Annotated in this window: 21 protein-coding genes and 2 pseudogenes; 9 read left to right on the top strand and 14 right to left on the bottom strand. The window is 63.6% G+C overall.

What is annotated here, in order from left to right:
- Window positions 1–1,351 (top strand): aldehyde dehydrogenase family protein (locus QCM77_RS28050; RefSeq protein ID WP_279685756.1); only part of this gene is annotated, 1,351 nt, incomplete at its 5' end.
- Window positions 1,352–1,440: 89 nt separating this feature from the next.
- Window positions 1,441–1,776, top strand: a complete 336-nt coding sequence (locus QCM77_RS28045) for an EthD family reductase (protein ID WP_279685755.1) — start codon at window positions 1,441–1,443, stop codon at window positions 1,774–1,776.
- 272 nt (window positions 1,777–2,048) lie between these two features.
- Here QCM77_RS28045 and QCM77_RS28040 read toward each other — a convergent pair whose 3' ends face one another.
- From QCM77_RS28040 to mdcA, 8 genes are all read right to left on the bottom strand, one after another.
- Window positions 2,049–2,285, bottom strand: coding sequence for a hypothetical protein (locus tag QCM77_RS28040; protein ID WP_279685754.1), 237 nt, complete (start codon window positions 2,283–2,285; stop codon window positions 2,049–2,051).
- 248 nt (window positions 2,286–2,533) lie between these two features.
- A complete protein-coding gene (locus tag QCM77_RS28035) occupies window positions 2,534–3,454 on the bottom strand; it encodes an acyltransferase domain-containing protein (RefSeq protein ID WP_279685753.1) in 921 nt (306 codons plus the stop codon).
- Window positions 3,454–4,302 (bottom strand): triphosphoribosyl-dephospho-CoA synthase MdcB, encoded by an 849-nt coding sequence (gene mdcB, locus QCM77_RS28030; protein WP_279685752.1) that lies wholly within the window; start codon window positions 4,300–4,302, stop codon window positions 3,454–3,456. The genes QCM77_RS28035 and mdcB overlap by 1 nt, the downstream gene beginning before the upstream one ends.
- On the bottom strand, window positions 4,299–4,946 hold the full coding sequence (gene mdcG, locus QCM77_RS28025) for a malonate decarboxylase holo-[acyl-carrier-protein] synthase (protein ID WP_279685751.1): 648 nt from the start codon (window positions 4,944–4,946) through the stop codon (window positions 4,299–4,301). Before mdcG ends, mdcB begins: the two co-directional genes overlap by 4 nt.
- Entirely contained in the window at window positions 4,939–5,679 is a 741-nt protein-coding gene (mdcE, locus tag QCM77_RS28020; protein WP_279685749.1) for a biotin-independent malonate decarboxylase subunit gamma, read from the bottom strand. Before mdcE ends, mdcG begins: the two co-directional genes overlap by 8 nt.
- The gene (locus QCM77_RS28015; protein WP_279685748.1) at window positions 5,666–6,580 is read right to left on the bottom strand and encodes a biotin-independent malonate decarboxylase subunit beta; all 915 of its coding nucleotides are present in this window, start codon (window positions 6,578–6,580) and stop codon (window positions 5,666–5,668) included. Before QCM77_RS28015 ends, mdcE begins: the two co-directional genes overlap by 14 nt.
- Entirely contained in the window at window positions 6,577–6,894 is a 318-nt protein-coding gene (gene mdcC / locus QCM77_RS28010) for a malonate decarboxylase acyl carrier protein (protein ID WP_279685747.1), read from the bottom strand. The genes QCM77_RS28015 and mdcC overlap by 4 nt, the downstream gene beginning before the upstream one ends.
- A 10-nt stretch (window positions 6,895–6,904) precedes the next feature.
- Window positions 6,905–8,551: a malonate decarboxylase subunit alpha gene (gene mdcA, locus QCM77_RS28005; protein ID WP_279685746.1), complete on the bottom strand. Its 1,647-nt coding sequence runs from the start codon at window positions 8,549–8,551 to the stop codon at window positions 6,905–6,907.
- Window positions 8,552–8,744: 193 nt separating this feature from the next.
- Here mdcA and madL point away from each other — a divergent pair, with 193 nt between their 5' ends.
- The 3 genes from madL to QCM77_RS27990 are packed head-to-tail and all read left to right on the top strand — an operon-like array spanning window position 8,745 to window position 10,645.
- A complete protein-coding gene (madL, locus tag QCM77_RS28000; RefSeq protein ID WP_279660503.1) occupies window positions 8,745–9,179 on the top strand; it encodes a malonate transporter subunit MadL in 435 nt (144 codons plus the stop codon).
- Window positions 9,176–9,940 carry a malonate transporter subunit MadM gene (madM, locus tag QCM77_RS27995; RefSeq protein WP_279660504.1) on the top strand — a complete coding sequence of 255 codons (765 nt, stop codon included), beginning with the start codon at window positions 9,176–9,178 and terminating at the stop codon, window positions 9,938–9,940. Before madL ends, madM begins: the two co-directional genes overlap by 4 nt.
- Entirely contained in the window at window positions 9,941–10,645 is a 705-nt protein-coding gene (locus QCM77_RS27990) for a GntR family transcriptional regulator (RefSeq protein WP_279685744.1), read from the top strand. It begins immediately after the preceding gene.
- A gap of 45 nt (window positions 10,646–10,690) precedes the next feature.
- Here QCM77_RS27990 and QCM77_RS27985 read toward each other — a convergent pair whose 3' ends face one another.
- The 5 genes from QCM77_RS27985 to QCM77_RS27965 are packed head-to-tail and all read right to left on the bottom strand — an operon-like array spanning window position 10,691 to window position 15,618.
- Window positions 10,691–11,542: an ABC transporter permease gene (locus tag QCM77_RS27985; RefSeq protein ID WP_279660506.1), complete on the bottom strand. Its 852-nt coding sequence runs from the start codon at window positions 11,540–11,542 to the stop codon at window positions 10,691–10,693.
- A 2-nt stretch (window positions 11,543–11,544) separates the two neighbouring features.
- Complete coding sequence (locus QCM77_RS27980; RefSeq protein WP_279685742.1) at window positions 11,545–12,393, bottom strand: ABC transporter ATP-binding protein; 849 nt, start codon at window positions 12,391–12,393, stop codon at window positions 11,545–11,547.
- Window positions 12,390–13,436, bottom strand: a complete 1,047-nt coding sequence (locus QCM77_RS27975; protein ID WP_279685741.1) for an ABC transporter substrate-binding protein — start codon at window positions 13,434–13,436, stop codon at window positions 12,390–12,392. The genes QCM77_RS27980 and QCM77_RS27975 overlap by 4 nt, the downstream gene beginning before the upstream one ends.
- 29 nt (window positions 13,437–13,465) lie before the next feature.
- On the bottom strand, window positions 13,466–14,686 hold the full coding sequence (locus tag QCM77_RS27970; protein ID WP_279660509.1) for a CaiB/BaiF CoA transferase family protein: 1,221 nt from the start codon (window positions 14,684–14,686) through the stop codon (window positions 13,466–13,468).
- On the bottom strand, window positions 14,683–15,618 hold the full coding sequence (locus tag QCM77_RS27965; RefSeq protein WP_279660510.1) for a hydroxymethylglutaryl-CoA lyase: 936 nt from the start codon (window positions 15,616–15,618) through the stop codon (window positions 14,683–14,685). The genes QCM77_RS27970 and QCM77_RS27965 overlap by 4 nt, the downstream gene beginning before the upstream one ends.
- 89 nt (window positions 15,619–15,707) lie before the next feature.
- On the opposite strand from QCM77_RS27965, the gene QCM77_RS27960 reads away from it, so the two are divergent.
- The 4 genes and pseudogenes from QCM77_RS27960 to QCM77_RS27945 all read left to right on the top strand — a co-directional run.
- A complete protein-coding gene (locus QCM77_RS27960; RefSeq protein ID WP_279660511.1) occupies window positions 15,708–16,619 on the top strand; it encodes a GntR family transcriptional regulator in 912 nt (303 codons plus the stop codon).
- Window positions 16,620–16,852: 233 nt separating this feature from the next.
- Entirely contained in the window at window positions 16,853–17,038 is a 186-nt protein-coding gene (locus QCM77_RS27955) for a hypothetical protein (protein ID WP_279660512.1), read from the top strand.
- Between the two features lie 143 nt (window positions 17,039–17,181).
- Window positions 17,182–17,448, top strand: a pseudogene (locus QCM77_RS27950) (hypothetical protein); the annotation flags it as partial.
- A gap of 111 nt (window positions 17,449–17,559) precedes the next feature.
- Window positions 17,560–17,757, top strand: a pseudogene (locus tag QCM77_RS27945) (ABC transporter substrate-binding protein); the annotation flags it as partial.
- 70 nt (window positions 17,758–17,827) lie between these two features.
- On the opposite strand, the gene QCM77_RS27940 reads toward QCM77_RS27945, so the two are convergent.
- Window positions 17,828–18,913 (bottom strand): TRAP transporter substrate-binding protein, encoded by a 1,086-nt coding sequence (locus tag QCM77_RS27940; protein ID WP_279685740.1) that lies wholly within the window; start codon window positions 18,911–18,913, stop codon window positions 17,828–17,830.
- Between the last annotated feature and the right edge of the window lie 4 nt (window positions 18,914–18,917).

The raw sequence follows: 18,917 nt of genomic DNA, 5'->3' as shown, positions 1-18,917 counted from the left end.
AAGGCCGGTGAGTGGTTCCGGCGGGGTCGTCTGCTCATGGTCTCTCCTGATTCGCGGGGCCTATCGTGCCCGCCGTCAGGCAGAAACTCCACTTAGCGTCCTGTGCAGATTTCCGGGACCGGCTCTTTTTTCACACGAGATGGCCGCCGAAACGACCATCCGATCATTGCTGGCCAGGTCAATGCAGATGGGAGGACCGACTTCCATAGCACCTCATATCGTCCGTTATGGGACGCTGAATCTATTCCACGCCATCAAGGTTGGCCGGCAGTTTCGGTTCGAGACCAGTCCGGAAAGTGCAGTCGCTAAGGTGGCGCGGATTGTTCACGACCCGGTGGGCGTCGTCGCTGCAATCACACCCTGGAACACGCCCTACATGCTCATGACGGCGAAGATCGCGCCAGCTCTGATCGCGGGTTGCACTGTGGTCATGAAGCCCGCGCCGGAAACGCCGATCGAGGCCTACATCATCGCAGAATGCGCCGAAGAGGCGGGATTACCGCCCGGCGTGCTCAACCTTGTTCCTTCCGAACGCCAGGCTGCTGACCATCTGATGCGCAATCGGGACGTCGACAAGATCGCGTTCACTGGATCAACCGCGGTTGGACGGCAGATTGCGCAGGCCTGCGCGGAAGGCGTTCGGCGTTGCGCTCTGGAATTGGGGGGCAAGTCGGCGGCCATCGTGCTGGACGACTTCTCCGACGCGGAAACCGCGAAGATATTGACAAGCACTATAGTCACACTGAGTGGTCAAGTATGCGCGATGTTAACACGGGCGATCGTGCCCCGCTACCGCCACGACGCGATTGCCGAGGCGATTGCGGCTGAGATGAAGCAGATCCGCATAGGTCATTCTGACGATCCCGAAGCACAGATGGGGCCGCTGGCCACGAAACGGCAACTCGAGCGCGTCGAGCACTACGTTGCGGTAGGCGTGAAAGAGGGCGCGACTCTTGTGGCGGGTGGAGCGAGACCATCTCGCCCGGATCGCGGCTTCTTCTTTGAACCCACTCTATTTGCAAACGTCAAGAACAACATGACGATTGCGCAAGAGGAGATATTTGGGCCGGTGCTCTGCCTCATCGCTAGCGATAGCACAGACGATGCAATTCGCATCGCGAACGACTCAATCTACGGCCTCAATGCGTCGGTATTGACGCGTGATCCAAGTGCTGCAGCTGCAGTCGCCAGGAGGTTGAGGGCCGGAAACGTCGCTCAGAACGGCATGCGCGCCGACTTCTCCCTCCCATGGGGAGGATTCAAGCAGTCGGGGATTGGGCGTGAGGGTGGCGAGCAAGGCTTGATGGGATATCTTGAAACCAAGACCATGCTACTGGACACGGCGACGTGACGCAGCAGGGCTTCGTCATGACTGCAGGCTCTCTAGACTTTCAATGGAACGTTGTCGCGCTCATCTATGAGTAGCAGAAAGGACCTAAGTTGGAAACGCTTCTCGTACTCTATCCGACTCAACCGAACCCGGACGCGTTCAAAGCACATTATGTGCAGAATCATATCCCACTGGTGCGTAAATTGCCCGGCCTGCGGGCTTTCCGCTATGGCTTCGATGTTGCGTCGCTTGCCGGCGATGCGACCTTTTTTTGCGTATTCGAAGGCGAGTTCGCCGATGGCGAGGCGCTGCGCGCCGCAATGGGATCCCCGGAAGGCCGTTCGGTAGCCGAAGACGTGCCGAAATTCGCGCAGGTCCCTCCGATTATTCTTCGATACTTGGCGAGCACAACGTCTGATAGCGGCGCTAATCCAACGTCGCTATGACCACAATGAGTTTGCAGGGTGCGGCGGTGGAATTAATTGTGGAGAGCTGAACGGGCCGGCGTGTTCTCCGTCGTCGCCCTGGACCGTCCGCAGTTGTCGGCTATTCCAGAGGCTGCGCTTCCGCTTTCTATCGTTCGGTCAGCACGCTGATGCTTCGAGGCGCGAAGCCGAGTGATGGTACGTCGACGAGGCGGATGTTACTGCCGATCTCACGGCGCATGCGGGCGAGAACCTTGTGCGACCGGACCGCTGTGTCGCGGTGGCCGCATCACTCAGCGAACTCGGTTCGAAGTTAGAAGCCCTTCTGCCTCTGCTCGTTTGCCGTCGGCCGCAGCGCGGGCGATCACGCCAGCAGACGAACGACGCTCCCAGGCGTCCTCTTGTGGTTTCTTCGTATGATTCGGTGGTCGTCGTGATAAAATGGCCGATACGGATTTGATGGAGGAATTCCCGTCGGCTCTTTCGGAGCGCGCCCGATTGATCGTACCAAACACGTTCGGGTCGATCATGGAATGCCACAACCGCTTTGTAGACGACGGCAGTTTAGTTTTCGAAACCTTCTCTGAGGCTTGTCCGATATGAAGGTTTACCTTTGCGGCCGTCTGCATGGCTGGACGTGCCCGTTGTAGCCGAGCAGGGGCGACTTGTGTCTTGATTTCCTCAGACGATTTTTTGCGCAGCACATGACGTCCGTGAACTGCTTCGCGAGAAAAATTGGAACGGATACCGTAGGTTTTGGCTGGTGCGAAGATGTCGGCTATTCGGAAGTCATCCAGTTTCGCAGGCCCTCGATGGTGCGAAATCCATCGGCCGCGTAGCAGCGGATGTCGGGAAGGAAGGCCTGCATCATTTCGGCGAGCGCATGTCCCGGACCGAGATCCAGCACCCTGCTGACCCCCAGCTCCGCCAGGGCCTCCAGCGTCGCCGACCAGTCGACCGGGCGCGCGACCTGGCAAGCGAGCTTCACTGTCGCATCGCTTGCGGAGAAGATGCGCTCACCGTCGCCTCCTGCGAGCAAAATCCGCTGGCTTGCGATCGGGAAGCGCCTGCTGGCGTCGAGCGCCTCTTGCAACGGTTTGAAGGCGCATGCGAGCCGTGACGTATGGGAAGCGATCTTCACTGCGAGAAGACCGCTGCGCGCGGCGCCCTGTCGAATTGCTTCCTGGCAGAGCTCGAGCACATCCTGCTCAGAGCCTCCGATCACGAGGAGACGATCGGGATTCCTGATCGCGATCTCGCAGCGATATGTTCTGAGCAGAGGTTCGAGCGCGGCCTGATCGAGGCCGCGAACATAGCCGAGGCGACCATCCGGTCCGGCTCCATCGTCCATCAGCTGCGCGCGAACATCCGTCATTCGCAAGGCTTCGTCGGCCGTCCATATTCCGGCAATGCTCCAGGCCGCCATCTCGCCGGCGCTGTAACCTGTGACGGCAGTTTGCTCGGTCAGCAGGTCGGCAATGCATCCGTGGATCGCCAGCGCGGATGTGACGGTCAGGATCTGGCTGACATGGTTGGCGGACAGCTCGTCGGTGCCGCGCGTCCTGACCAGTTTCCGCGGATCATCGCCCAGACAAGCGGATGCCGCAGCAAAGACCGGCTCTGCGGCAGGTTGATCGGCGACAAGATCGAAGATCTTGTCCGAAAGCGTACCTTGTCCGCCGCAGAGCAGTGCCAGCATCAGTGCTCCAGCCGATCGATGAACAGGGCCATGGCGAGCAGATCCGCCGAGCCGCCCGGACTGAGATTACGCGCCACGAACGCGTGATGAATATCGAGGGCGCGCGTGCGCCATTCGGCAGACCCGACGCCTCCGGCGGCGAGGAATGTCGATGCACTGGCCTGCGCGAAGCGCAATCCGTCGGGCCCGCCCCGGTGCAGCAAGTTGGTGTCGGCAACATTGGCGATTAGCGTCATGCATGTCTGAATGCGCCCCGCTTCCTCATCATCATGTGCGCGCGTCCGCGCCGCACGCAGCGCGGGCAGCGCGATGTCATAGACCGACGGAAAGCCATCGGCAGCTTCCGCCCTGGCCCCGCCGGCGCCGTAACGCCGCGCGGCCACGGCGCCATGGCTGCGGAGCGATATGGGGCCGGATAGGATGTCGTCGCCCCAAATTTGCGACACCACGTCGCCGAGCGACTTGCGAAGGCCGAGCGCGCCGCGAAAACCGGCGGCGGCGCAGAGCAGGCCCAGTCCGAAGATCGCGCCGCGATGCGTGTTCACACCCGCCGTTGCCGCGAGCATGGCGCGCTCGGCGGCGACGCCGATCGCGCGCAGCCGGCTCATGCCGGCGCCCTCGGCGCCCGCGGCCGCCAGATCGCGGAAGAAGGGCGTGAGGGTATCGGCACTTCGGCACAGCAGCTCGGCGTCCATGTCGCTGTGTGCGCCGTTGTCGACGTGACTGACGAGCCCCGGCTTTGGATGGGTCTCAACTTCAAGCTTGAGGCAAAGCGACGCCAGATGACCGATCTGCTCCGCATGGGGCTCAAGGCCCGGCAGCGCCTGCCATCTCAGCGCAATGGTCATGGCGTCCCGCCTGCGAAAAAAGCGGCTTTGGTCATGCTGTGGACGCCGCTCAGTCCCTTCACGAGAACTTCGTCCGCGTCCGCGCCTGTCAGTTCACGCCATTGCACGCCGCCCGCGGCGCAGATGATCTCTCCGTCGAGCCGCATGGGCGCCAGGTGCGCGATGCCGGCGATCTCGAGGGGCAGGGTGCTCGCCTGCTCGGTTGCCGGCGCCGGCCACAGCAGGTCGAGGTCCGAGTGATCCGAAAGATAGGGCAGGCCGGTGAGATGTTGCCACGCCAGGCTGCCGAAAGTCCGGGTTTCCGGACACAGGCGGACAAGCCGGTCGATCGTGTCCTGCCACGTCGAAGGGGCGGACGCCGCCGCGTCGGCCAGCAGGGGAGGCGGTTTGCGTTCAATGATCTCGCCGGCCTCGATCGCGACCGCGATGCGCCGCTTGCCGTGAGACGACGGCAGCGGCAGGCCGAGCGGAATCTGTCCCGCGGGATCGCTACAGCCTGGCCGCCGCACGATGAGCGGACGGCCGGCGCGCACCCAACCCTCGACGATTGCGTTCTCGGCGAATTCCGGGTGTCGCGCCATCACCGCGGTCCAGGCTGCCGCGGAGGGCTTCACCATCGTATGGCGTTCGAGAGCTTCAGCCATGTCGCGCCCCCTGATGCGAGGTCGTAGCGAGCGCAACGACCCTGTCGGCGATCTCGGCTGCCTTGAGACGTCCGCCTCGTTCGGCGCCAAGCCGAGTGCGATCATCCTGTCCTGCCGGCCGCGCCAGCACGGCCGCAAGCTGCGGCGCCAGGGGCGCAGTTTCGTCCCAGACCATTTGAATGCCGCCGGTCCGCGCCATGTTCTCAAGACCAGGCGCGAACACCGGCGTCGCTTCCGCCTTGGCCTTGAGGACCTCGATCGAAAGCTTGGTGACCCGCGCCATCGACGGCAGGTCCATCACCGCGGGATGCGCGCCGGGCAGCGCCACCAGCGTGCCGGTGGCCAGCGCGGTGGCAATGAACGCGCCGGCGGCGCTGCCGCCATAGAGCAGGCCGATGGTGCGATGCCCTTCGGCTTCCGCCAACAGCAGCGTCTTGGCGAGATGCGACAGGTACTCGCTGAGGCCGAGCAACTCGTCGCGCTTGCTCATGCGCTGGCTGGCGGAATCCACCAGGAACAGGATCGGCGTCCGATCGGCGGATTCGATGATCGCGATCACGCGCCTCGCGAGCACGATGGCTTCGTCCACGCCGAGTGGCTGACCCCGGGTGACGCCGAGCACGTGAATCGGTCCGCCGTCAGGTAGGACCGCCTGTCCTGTGATCATCGCGCCGTTCGTTTCGATCTTGGCACCGTTTGGGAACAGGCCGGCCAGGATGTCATCGAGCGTCATCGGCGTTCTCCCTGTCGTTGGCCGCGCGAAGGAATGCGCCGGTCGGAAGTGCGGGAACATCGGTCGGATTGTCGATGCCGAGCGCCTGCCAGATCCCGACGGCGTCCTCGGCCTCGCCGAAACGCTGCAACCGTCGCTCGAGGCGCGCCTGCTCGGCTCCGAGAACGGCCACGTCGCACCGCCTGTTGGCCCTGAGCGCATCGATCGCGGCTTGCCGAAACGCCAGCGCCTCGTCGTCGACGAAGGTGTCGGCGCCGCCGATCAGGTAGCGATGCTTGCCGCCCATGGTGCGCCAGACCAGGGCGCGGTCGCGCGAATCGAATTCCTCGATGCCCTTGTTGGTTTCGATCACTTCGGGGCCGCTGACGCTAAGCCGTCCCTGTTCAGAGATGATCAGGCGCGAGCAGGTGCCTGCGATCAGGCTGCCGCCGCCATAACAGCCGGCACGTCCGCCGATCAGGCCAACGACATTGACCCCGGCGCGCCGCGCCTCGACCACCGCACGCATGATCTCCGCGATCGCAAGTTCGCCGGCGTTGGCCTCCTGAAGCCGCACGCCGCCGGTGTCGAACAGGATCAGCATGTCCTGCTTGAGCGCGCGCGCGGCACGCAGGAGCCCGGTGAGCTTGGCACCGTGGACTTCGCCGAAGGCGCCGCCCATGAAACGGCCTTCCTGCGCGGCGACGAGGACAGGCGAGCCGTCCAGCCGGCCGCGGCCGATGACGATGCCGTCGTCGAACTGCTCCGGCAGGTCGAAGATCGCCAGATGCGGACTGGTCTCGCGCAGCTCCGGGCCGATGAATTCGGCGAAGCTGCCGGCATCGACGAGCGCGTCGATGCGCTGCCGGGCGCTCGCCTCATACCAGCTCAGCGAGCCTGTGTCGGCTGTGACGGTTGTCATCGTTCCGGCTCCTCGATCTTGCGGACGCCTTGCGCGAGGCGCAGCGCGACCGTGTCGGGCCGGGCTCCGCCGTCATTGATGGAGATGCGCAAACCACCGGCCGACCGGCGGGCGACGAAGTCGCGGACCACGGCGTCCCACACCATGCCGAAGCCATGGGCCGCCGTTGCGATCTCGATCGTGCAGGTATCGGCTGGCGAGGCCCGTTCGAGCAGGATTTCGAGATTGCCGGAGGCGACGACGCCGACGATCGCCTGCGTGCGAGTGCCGCCGGCGCTGTTCGGGGAAGACAGTCTGAAGCTGAGCTTTTCCATGCAAAACTCCTCACCAATTGCGGAAGCGGCTGGGCGGACGGTAGAGGCCGCCGGATGCCAGCATGAGATCCTTGATTGAGCGGGCTGCGAGCAGGCGCCGGTCGGCATCGAGCGGATCGATGCCGAGGTCTTCGGGGCGCCGGATCACGCCGCGCTGCCGCAGTTGCTCGACCAGCTTCGCATCGCGCGCGCGGCCGATCTCGGTGTAGCCGGCAACGCCGCGGATCGCTTGTTCGCGCTCGTCCCTGGTGCGGCACATCAGCAGGTTGGCGATGCCTTCCTCGGTGACGATGTGGGTGACGTCGTCGGAGTAGACCATCACCGGCGCCAGATCGAGCTTGAGCTCGCGCGCCAGATCGAGGGCATCGAGCTGTTCGACGAATAGCGGGGCGTTGCGGTCACCAAAGGTCTCGCCGATCTGCACTACGAGCTTGCGGCCGCGGCGCAGCGCAGGTGCAGAGTCGGGCGCTGCCTCGGCGCCGGCCTTGAGCCAGGGTTCGCTCGGGTGGCGGCGGCCGCGCGGATCGGAGCCCATGTTGGGCGCGCCGCCGAAGCCGGCGATGCGGCTGGTCGTCACCGTCGAGCTGTGGCCTTCGAGATCGATCTGGAGCGTCGATCCGATGAACATGTCGCAGGCATAGAGGCCCGCCGTCTGGCAGAAGGCGCGGTTGGAGCGCAGCGAACCATCGGGCCCCGTGAAGAAGATATCGGAGCGCGCCGCGACATAGTCCTCCATGCCGACTTCCGAGCCGAAGCAATGGATCTGCTCGACCCAGCCGGATTCGATCGCCGGAATCATCGTCGGATGCGGATTGAGCGCGAAATGGGTGCAGACCTTGCCCTTGAGGCCGAGCTTCTCGCCATAGGTTGGCAAGATCAGCTCGATCGCGGCAGTGTTGAAGCCGATGCCGTGGTTGAGCCGGCGCACGCCGTAGGGCGCGTAGATGCCCTTGATGGCGAGCATCGCCGTCAGGATCTGGGTCTCGGTGATGGCGGCGGGATCGCGGGTGAAGAGCGGCTCGACATAGAAGGGCCGGCCCGCCTCGACCACGAAATGCACGAGGTCGCCGGGAATGTCGACGCGCGGCACCTTGTCGACGATCTCGGTGACCTGCGCCACGACGAGGCCGTTCTTGTAGCTGGTCGCCTCGACCACCGTCGGCGTGTCCTCGGTGTTCGGCCCCGTATAGAGGTTGCCGTCCTTGTCGGCGCTCACCGCCGCGATCAATGCGACGTTCGGCGTGAGGTCGATGAAGTAGCGCGCGAACAGTTCGAGATAGGTATGGACCGCCCCGAGCTCGATCTTGCCACCGAACAGCATGCGCGCGATGCGCGCCGACTGCGGACCCGAATAGGAGAAGTCGAGCCGCCGCGCGATGCCCTTCTCGAAGATGTCGAGATGGGCAGGCAGCACCACGCCGGACTGGACCATGTGCAAGTCATGAACGTCCGCGGGGTCGAGGTTCGCGAGCGCCGAAGCGAGGAGGTCGGCCTGCTTCTGATTATCGCCCTCCAGGCACACCCGGTCGCCTGACCTGACCACGGCCTTCAGAAACGCGGGCAGGCTCGGGAGCGGAACGATCTTGTCTTTCGCGTGCCGTCGGCCGGCCGCGAGGCGCTCGCCCAAGGCGGTCTTTTGCATACCCCAATCGCTCATCTCGGCTCCCTGGCATGCGCAATTCGTTTCGATGGCGCTTAATGTATTCGTATTGCCTTCAAATGTCAATTAGTGTATACCTTAGCGCATAAGCGACAGATATTCGCATACACAGGAGGGAATTTACGATGCGAATGCATACAGATGCTCCCAGCCCAAGAGCTGGCGCCTCGCACGAACAGGGGAGGCGCCCATGACCATTTCCGGCGTGGCTCTGCTCGCGATCTGCACGCTGCTCGGGGTCCTGCTCGGGGACCTGCTCGGCGTCGTCCTCGGTGTGAAGGCCAATGTCGGCGGCGTCGGCATTGCGATGATGTTCTTGATCGCGGCCCGGCTCTGGCTGGTGCGGCATGGCCTGCTCAGCCACGGGCTCAAGATTGGCGTCGAGTTCTGGGGCAGCTTCTACATTCCCATCGTGGTCGCGATGGCCGCGCAGCAGAACGTCGTCGCTGCGGCAAAAGGCGGTCCGATCGTCGTCATTGCGGGGATCGGCTCGGTCGCGGTGTGTTTCGCGATGGTGGCCCTGATCGGCCGGCTCAGCAGTCGGGTCGAAACCATGGACGAGATCGAGGCGCGAGAGGCGCTCGAGGCGGCTGTGCCCCACTTCAAGTCCGGGAGGATCGGATGACCATGATATCTCACGTTCTCGCCGCCAGTTCGCTGATCACCGCGTTCGCCGCCGTAGGCATCCTGATGTGGATATCCGGAGCGATCTCGAAATATCTCACCTTCGGGCGCATCCACGGCTCGGCGATCGCGATCATGCTGGGTCTCGTGCTGGCCTTTTTCGGCGGCGTTGCCACCGGCGGCGAAAAGGGCGTCGCCGACCTGCCGGCGCTGGCCGGGATCGGCCTGATGGGAGGCGCGATGCTGCGGGACTTTGCCATCGTCGCCACCGCCTTCGAGGTCGACGTCGTTCATGCGCGCAAGGCCGGGCTGATCGGTGCGGTCGCGCTCGGATTGGGGACGGTCGTTCCGTTTGTTCTTGGTGTTCTCGTCGCCGCCGCGTTTGGCTACACTGACGCCGAATCGTTGACGACGATCGGCGCCGGCGCGGTCACCTACATCGTGGGACCGGTCACGGGGGCGGCGATCGGCGCGTCATCGCCGGTTATTGCGCTTTCGATCGCGACGGGTGTATTCAAGGCAGTGATCGTGATGATCGGCACGCCGTTCGTCGCGAAGATGATCGGCCTCAACAATCCGCGCAGCGCAATGGTATTCGGCGGCTTGATGGGAACGGTCAGCGGCGTTTCCGGAGGGCTTGCGGCGACCGATCGGCGTCTGGTGCCCTACGGCGCGTTGACCGCGACGTTTCACACGGGCCTCGGATGCCTGGTCGCACCGTCCATCCTCTACTTCACGGTGCGCGCAATCATAGGAAGCTGAATGGCAGGTCTGTTCAAAGTTGCGACTGAGGCAGAAGAAGATAGCGGCCTTCTCTCCGATCGCATCCGCAATGCGCTCACGGACGAGATTGCGTCCGGTGCGCTCGTTGCCGGCTCGGCTTTGGAAGAGCAGCAGCTTGCCGATCGCTTTGGAGCTTCCCGCACCCCGGTGCGGGAGGCCCTGCGACAGCTCGCCGTCAGCGGGCTGGTCGAGGTCCGTGGCCGTCGCGGGGTCGTGGTGGCGCGGATGACGCCTGAGCGGATCATGGACATGTTCGAGACCAGCGCCGAGGTGGAGGCGATGTGCGTCCGGCTTGCGACCTATCGCATGACCCCGCTCGAACGCAGCGATCTGATCGAGCTCCACGACAGCTCGCTGGCAATGGTCGAGGCCAACGACGTCGATGCCTATGATGCCTTCAACCGTTTGTTCCACGAAGGCATCTATAGCGCAACGCACAACGCGTTCATGGCCGAGCAGGCGCAAGAGGTCCGTGCGCGTCTCAGTGCCTTCCGCCGCACCCAATTGCGGCAGGGCGATCGCATTCGCAAGTCCCGCGACGAGCATGACGCCATCATGCAGGCGATCGCGGAAGGCGACGGCGATACCGCAGCGCGCAGAATGCGCGCCCACATGTTGAATGCGGCGGCTGCGCTTCGGCGCTATATCGATGATCGTCTCGGCGGACAGGCCGACGGCGCGTGACGATCTCCCGAGCGCTCCCCTTGCGCTGCGAATCGTATGCGAGCGCTAGGTTGAACGATCGAACTGCGGCTGCCAGCGCAGCAGATACGACTGGAGCGAGCGCACGGCGACCGCGAGCAGGATTCCGACGAACATCATGATGAAGATAGCGACCATCATCTCGCTGGCATTGGCGCGCGCCTCCGCTTCGATGATGAGCTTGCCGAGCCCGCGTTCGGCGCCGATGAACTCGCCGACGATGACGCCGATCAGTGCGAAGGAGACCGCCGGCAGGAGGGAGGCGAACACCCATGCGAGCGCGGAAGGAATCACCACAGTCCGCAATACGGTGAATTCGCTGGCGCCCATCAAGCGGGCCGCTGCAATCTGGTCGCGGTCGACGGCGCGGGCGCCTTCGAAGGTGTTGAAGAACACCACGAAGAACACGACCAGCCAGGCGGTGGCGATCTTGGAGAGATCGCCGAGGCCGAAGATCAGGATGACGAGCGGCACCAGCGCGATGCGCGGGATGGAGTTGAGCGCTACGACGTAGGGCCCGAACACGCGGGCAAGGAAATCGGAGCGGCCGAGGATCAGGCCGGCCGCGATTCCGCTCGCCGATCCGAACAGGAAACCCCACCAGGTGTTCTTCAGCGTGACCAGCGTTGCAAGCCACAGATTATTGTCGTTGCCCTTGGTGCAAGCGGCAAATCCGGCGGCGTCAGAGAAGCAGCCAAGCCGCAAAAAGCTCTGCCAGATCAGCGACGGCTTGGCGACGAAATAAGGATCGAGGATTTTTGGCACATAGGCCTTCGGCAGCAGCGCCTTGCTCCATTCAAAGCCCCACTGCCAGATGACGAGCACCGCTGCGAGAATGGCCAGTTGCCAGAACAGGATGACGATGCGGCTCTTGGACATGATCACTCGGCCCTGGTGCGGCGGAATTCTTCGCCGAGGGAATGCCAGATGTGGGAGTAGAGGCGGCCGAATTCGGCGGTCTCGCGTATGGCTACGGGATCGCGGGGCCGCGGGATGGCGACGTCAAAGTCTTCCTTGAGCCTTCCGGGCCGCGCCGAGAGCAGGATGATGCGGCTCGCTAGCGTCAATGCCTCGCCAAGATCGTGCGTCACGAACAGCACGGTCTGTCGCTCGCGCTCCCAGATCTCCAGCAGCGTCTTGTGCATCTCCAGCTTGGTGTGGGTGTCGAGCGCGCCGAACGGTTCGTCCATCAGCAGGATCTCGGGCTCCAGAATCAGCGTGCGCATCAAGGCGACGCGCTGGCGCATGCCGCCTGACAGCATGCGCGGGAAGCTTTGCGCAAAACCAGTAAGCCCGGCCTTCTCGACGGCCGAAGTGACGCGCTTGGTGCGCTCGGTCTTCGGCAGTCCCGCGATCTCCAGCCCGTAGCCGATGTTCTGCTCCACGGTTCGCCACGGAAACAGCGTATCGCGCTGGAAGACATAGCCGACCCTGGGGTTGACCTTGCCGGTCTCGACGGTGTCGTCATCGATCTGGATGTGTCCGCCCGAGCGCGGCAATAGCCCCGCGACCATGTTGAGGATCGTGCTCTTGCCGCAGCCCGACGGACCAAGCAGCGCGACGAATTCGCCCTGTCTGACCTCGAAGGACACATCATCGACCGCGACGAACTCGCGGTCGGACGCGCTGAAGCGTTTGGCGAGACCTTTCACGGCGATGCGCGCTCGCGCCGCTGCCGCTTCATTGTCGCCCCGTGCAAGCGCGAGGCCCGGACTGGGTGCGGCCGTCATTTGTATCTCGCCCTGGCTGCCTCAAGGAAGCTCATGTCGACGATATCCTCGTATCTGGTCACGGGAATATCCGTGCCCTTGCGGTACCAGGGCCCGGCGCCGCGTTCGAACGAGGACTTGTCGATGCTGCCGTCATAGGCCCAGGTCGACTTGTCGAAGCCGAGTTCGGCGCTGATCGCATCTGGGTCGATGCCGGAGAAATATTTCGGCGTGACTAGCGCCTGCACGTCCGCGAGCGGCGTCGCCTTCACGAAGGCCATCGCGCGGTAGATCGCGTTGACATAGGCCTGCACCATCGCCTTGTCCTGCTCGACCGTGTCCTGGAGCGTGTAGATCACGAGCACGGGCAGCGTGCCGCCGAAATCCTTCTCGAACACGCCGGGCTTGGAGGTGTCGTAGATGGTCCTGCCAAAACCCTTCTTCTCGACTTCGACGATCCAGCTCGGCGGCGCCATGATGGCGTCGAACTGCTTGGTCTGGAGCGATGGAAACATCGTGTTGGGACCGCCGCCGGCGACCCAGTTCACCTTGTCGCCGAGACCGCGCACCTCGAACACATAGGTGCCGAACACCCAGGTGCCCGACCCGATCGCGGTGGCCGCGACGATCGGCTTGGCGCCGTCAGGCCGTTTGTGCTCCGCGAGCTTCTCGACCGAATTGATGCCGCTGTCGTAAAGATCCTGCCGGATCATGATGTTGGCGTAGGAGCACACCATCTCGGTCGCGAGCAGGATCTTGCAGGGCTTGCCGCGGGCGCTGAGCTGGAGTGGATGGCTGGCATCGCCATGCGCGAACAGTGCTTGTCCCGCCGCCAGCGTCTGACGACCGAATGTGCCGGCGTTTCCGGTGACGAGCTTGGAGTCAAGACCTTCGTCCCTGAAGTAACCCTTCAGCTCAGCGATCATGCCGATGGCGTAGACCGGCGACACCGGCCCGAAGGCAAGCGATACCGGCTTGGTCTCGGCGCGGAGCTGCCCGGGCAGCATCGATGCGCCGGCCAATGTGGAGCCCGCGATCAGCGCCTGTCGCCTGGTGATGTTCATGTGCTCCTCCCTTGGTTTTGATCGGTCCGTCAGGACGGCCCAGGCGCAATCCGGATGGTTCCTGCCTTTTGCAGCCTTTCGATTTCGTTCGACGAAACGCCGATCTCACTCAGGATCTCGCTCGTCTGCTCGCCGATCTGCGGTGGATCGTAGCGGTTGGGCAGGCGGCGGCCGTCCATGGAGATCGGCAACAGCGGCGTTTTTGCCTCGCCGCCATCAGGCAAGTGAATGTTGATCAGCCCGCCCGACTGGTTCAGATGCGGGTCATCGAAGAGATCGCCGGGCTTGTTCACCGGCGCGTAGGGCAGATCGAGCTGCTCGAGGCGCGCCGCGAGATCGGCCTTGTCCCATTGCTTGAAGATCTTCGCGATCTCCGGGATCAGCCAGCCGCGATGATCAACGCGGTCGTTGCTCGTCGCAAAGCGCCGATCGGCAAGCCAGGATTCGCGATCGAAGGCGCGGCAGAACGCCTCCCACTGCTCTTCACCGACGATGGTGACGAACAGCTTCGAGCCGTCCCTGGTGTCGAAGAGATCGTAGACCGGCCAGGGGCTGTCCTTGATCGAATAGGGGATCGAGGGCTGGCCGCTGACCACCTCGCACATCATGGCCTGCGCCATCAGGAACACGTTGTTCTCGTACAGCGCGCTCTGGATGTAGCGGCCTCGACCGGTGCGTTGCCGCTCGGCCAGCGCAGCCTGGATCGCGATCACGCCGAACATGCCGCCCATGACGTCGTTGACCGAGGCGCCGGCGCGCATCGGTCGGTCCGGCAAGCCGGTCATGTAGGCAAGGCCGCCCATCATCTGCACGACCTCGTCGAGCGCGAGGCGATTCTCGTAAGGGCCGGGCAAATAGCCTTTGAGCGAGCAGTAGATCAGGCGCGGCGCAAACGCGGCAACCGACTCGTAGTCGAGACCGATCCGCTTCAACAGGCCCGGCCGGAAATTCTCGATCAGGACGTCGCTGCTCTCGATCAGCCTGCGCGCGATGGTCTGGCCTTCCGCGGTCGACGTATCCAGCGCGATACTGCGCTTGTTCCGGCTGTAGGTTGCGAAGAAGCCGGCAGCGGGACCCTTGAAATAGCGGGTGCGGTCACCCTTGGGCGGCTCGACCTTGATCACGTCGGCGCCGAGATCAGCGAGGATCAGGCCGCAACTCGGCCCCATCACCATCTGGCTGAACTCGATGACACGAAGGCCGGCCAGCGGACGCGGCTCCGATGCCGTCTCGGGCGCGGCCGCCGTCATGCCGCCCTCCGCAGCACCTTGGGAATGCCCGCCTCGTGCAGATGCCCCGTCAGATGCTTTGCCGGGATATGGTGAGCGAGAATCTCGCGCGTTTGCATCAGGCGATCAAGGTCGATGCCGGTGGAAAGCCCCATGCGCTCCAGCATGAATACGAGATCCTCGGTGACGATGTTGCCGCGCGCACCCGGGGCAAAGGGGCAGCCGCCGAGCCCGGACACCGCCGCATCGAAACGGCGGATGCCGGCTTCGAGGCCGGCGACGGCATTGGCAAGGCCCGCGCCGAGCGTGTCGTGCAGATGCAGCCGCAGCGTCATCTGCGTTCCGACCTCGCGTCTGACGGCTCCGACGATCTGCCCGATCAGTTTCGGGGTTGCATAGCCGACGGTGTCGGCGAGCCCGATCTCGTCCGCACCGGCTTCGGCAAAGGCGTGCGCGACACTGCACACGGCCGTCTCGCTGATCTCGCCTTCCAGCGAGCAGCCGAAGGAGGTGGAGATTGCACCCATCAGATGCGGCCTCTCGTCCGCCGGCCGGGCGTCGATCGCGGCGCGAACGGCGCGAAATCCGTCGAGCTGTTCTTCGATCGAGCGGCGCACATTGGCGCGGTTGTGCGTCTCACTTGCCGAGATGACGAAATAGATGGCGTTGACGCCGGCGGCGATGGCGCGCTCGGCTCCCTTCAGGTTCGGCACCAGCGCACCGATGGTCGCCGCCTTGTGCGTAAGCGCATGCGCCATCACCGCATCGACGTCGGCGAATTGCGGCACGACCTTTGGCGGCACGAAGGATCCGGCATCGATCTCGCGCACGCCGGCGGCGGCTATCATGTCGATCAGCGCGCATTTGGCTTCGGTGGGAACGAAGATGTCCAGGTTCTGCAGGCCATCGCGGGGAGCGGCCTCGCAAATATGGACATCCGGTGCGCGCGCCATCGGGGCTCTCCCTGCTTGATTGTATATTGTTGCCTTAAAGAACAATCTGTGGGACAGTATGTCAAGCTCTAAAATCTGCGTGCACTGCAATGACCGCGTCCGACAGTTCCCGACAGCGTGCCGCCAGAAACAGTGGTTCTGAGCGCGCCGAACACCTCGCCGGCCTGATCATGTCGCTCGCCCGACGCGAAGGCATGAAGGCCGGTGATCGCCTGATCGAACAACGGCTTGCGGATGCGCTGGACCTTTCACGCGCGCCGATCCGGCTTGGCCTCAAGGCTCTGGAGGCGGCAGGGCTGGCGCGTGGTGAGCCGCATCGCGGTTTCGTGCTGGCGAAGAATCCGACCAGCGGCGCCGCCCGACCTGCACTCGCAGCGGTCAGGCGCAGCGAACAGGTCTATGCGACGATTGCGGGCGACGTGCTCGCGAGCCGGCTGCCGGCGGACGTCACCGAGGCTGAGCTGATGCGCCGTTATGATCTGAGCCGCGCCGAGTTGCAGCGGTTGCTCGACCGCATTGCAGCGGAGGGCTGGATCGCTCGCCTACCCGGCTATGGCTGGCGCTTTGCGGAGAGCGTATCGAGCCCCGCCGCGCAGGCGCAGGCCACGGCATTCCGCGTGGTGATTGAGCCAGCAGCGATGGCGCAGCCCGGTTATGAGCTAACGCAGGAGGTGATCGCGAGATTGCGGGAGCGGCAACAGCGCGTCCTGGACGGCGAGTTTGAGAAGATGACGATCGGCGAGATCTATCACTCCGGCTGCGAGTTCCATGAAGAGATCATCCGCGGGGCAGGCAATCCCTTTTTTGTGGAAGCGCTCAAGCGCGTAAACTCGATCAGGCGCCTCTTTGCCTATCGCAGTTTCACCGATCGTGACGGTATGCGGCGGCACATACGCGAACATTTGCGCTTGCTCGATATCCTGGAGGCGCAACGATATATCGAAGCGGCCGAGTTGATGGCCAAACATCTGCAGCGGCCGCTGGTGCAGGGTTTATCGTAACGCCGGACGAGGCGTTTCCGGCAAAAGCGGATTTGCCAGATTGCGGCGACGCTATGCGGCTTGGTTTACGACGGCCGTTCCCATCGGGCGCGCTATTATTCCGCTGCCATTGTAGAGGGCCTATAATGATTCGATGACCGACTAGGAAAAGGACAGGGCAAAGCGGGCGGTGGCCTCAAAGCCCATGCGCCAACCCGGCACGATGTCTTTCCGGACCACCCGCTTCAAAAAGCATGGCGGTGGCGCTGCGCGAACCTGAGCAAATCATGACATCGCCCATACTCCTCGAAACCGGCAAGTCCCTGAAGCAGTTTGGCGGCGCTCGCCGCGAGCGAGCGGCCAATTGGCTCATCTGCGCGGCGGCCAACGCGGAAGAGGACGCCGGTGAGCGCATGGCGAATGAACTTCTAGCACGGTGAGGGCGTAAGCGCGCGCGTGGAATTGGTCCGGCCTGGCAAGGCGGAGTTGTGCTCAGCGCCTATGGACCTGCCTTTATGCGAAGGATTGGACAAGATATCCTAGGTTTGGCTGGTGTGGGAGAGGCAGTGGCGTTCCCCCGCCGCCGCGCCTCTCCATCGTCGATGCCAAGGGCAACCGCATCGCCCGCTCAGGCGGCGAGCACGGCCCCGGCGTCGAAGCCGGAAAATTCCTCGCGCCGCACGGCATCGCGCTCGATTCCAAGCGTGACATCTACGTCGGCGAGGTCGACGTCATCGACTGGAAGACGAAAATGCCCGCCGTTCGCGCGACGTTTTGCTTGCAGAAGCTGCAGCGCGCTCAGTATCGGAACGATCTCGCTCCAGGGTCACCAGCACGAGCATCTGGATAGGTCTTCCACCTCCCTCGGCATATCGATCGAGATATCGGCCTCGATAATGCCTTGCGAGCGCAGCGCTCTTAGTCGTCGCTGGCATGCGCTGGCAGAAAACCAGCCATTGCGCCCGATCGCCTCAAGGCGAAGAGTCGAAAGCCGGGCATGCCCGAATTTCGCGCGGCTCTGCGGGACGAACTCAAGCGCGGACAGAACATTTATCTCAACAACGGGCTGTCAAATATGAGCAGGGTCGACCACAATGGCCCGACGAACGCTCGGCGTTTCTGATTAAGGTCGAGGGGGAACTTCCGGCTGGCAAAATAGCGGCGCGCCATCCATGGCAGAAATCCAATGAGCCTGTCGCTCGAAGAACTCCGCCGGTGCGGCGCGCCTATCAGGTCTTGTACAGGGTGTAGAGACTGGATTCGAAGCTCGCCTCTGCGACCCTGAACCAGGTCACGATGTCCTCGCGAAACTTTAACCATTCGCGGTAGATCTTGCGGAAGTCCGGATTCTTTTCCGCTTCTTCGGTGTAGAGCGAGAAAGCTGCGCGATATCCGCCTTCCATGATCTCTCGCGAGAATGGCCTGAGTTCGGTGCCGTTCGCGATCAGCCGGCGCAGCGGCGCCATGTTGCTGGCATCGTAATGCGACAGCATGTCCCACGATGCTTCCGCGGCCGCCACCTCAAATGCGCGCTGGTAGTGCGGCGGCAGCGCAGACCATGCCTTCGCCCCCACATAGAAGGCCAGTTGTCCCGTGCAGTCCCACCAGCCGGGATAATAATAGTATTTGGCGACCTTGTTGAAGCCCAGCTTCTCGTCGTCGTAGGGGCCGACCCATTCGACGGCGTCGATGGTACCCCTTTCGAGTGCGGGATAGGTATCGCCGCCCGCAATGTTCTGGGGAACGACTCCCAGTCGCGCAACGACATCGCCGGAAATGCCCGGGATACGCATTTTGAGGCCTTTGAGATCGCTCAGCGTATTGACCTCGCGGCGGAACCAGCCGCCCATCTGCACGCCGGTGCTACCGCCGGGGAAGTTCACGATGCCATACGTCTTGAAGAACTCCCTGAACAGCTCGAGCCCGCCGCCGCGATACATCCAGGACAGATGCTGGCGTGGCGTCATGCCGAATGGCAGCCCGGTGTCGATCCCGAACGCCTTGTTCTTGCCGCTGTAGTAGATCGACGCGGTATGCCCCAACTCGACCGTCTCGCTCTGCACGGCATCGAGCACCTGAAGGCCGGGCACGATTTCGCCAGGGCCGAACACCTGGATCTGGAAGCCGCCATCCGTAATCTCCGCGATGTGCTTGGCAAGGCGAACGGCGACGCCGTGGATCGTGTCGAGGTTCTTGGGATAGCTGGATGCCAGGCGCCAGCGGACCGTGGCCTTTTGCGCGCGGACGACAGAAGGCGCGGCCAGCGGCAACAGACCAACTGCAGCGGCTCCAACAATGGCTCGACGAGTCTTCATGGTT

The organism is Bradyrhizobium nivariense (assembly GCF_029846695.2).
Lineage (GTDB): Bacteria > Pseudomonadota > Alphaproteobacteria > Rhizobiales > Xanthobacteraceae > Bradyrhizobium.
The sequence above is the reverse complement of the archived record's forward strand: the minus strand, read 5'-3'. Positions and strand labels throughout refer to the sequence as shown.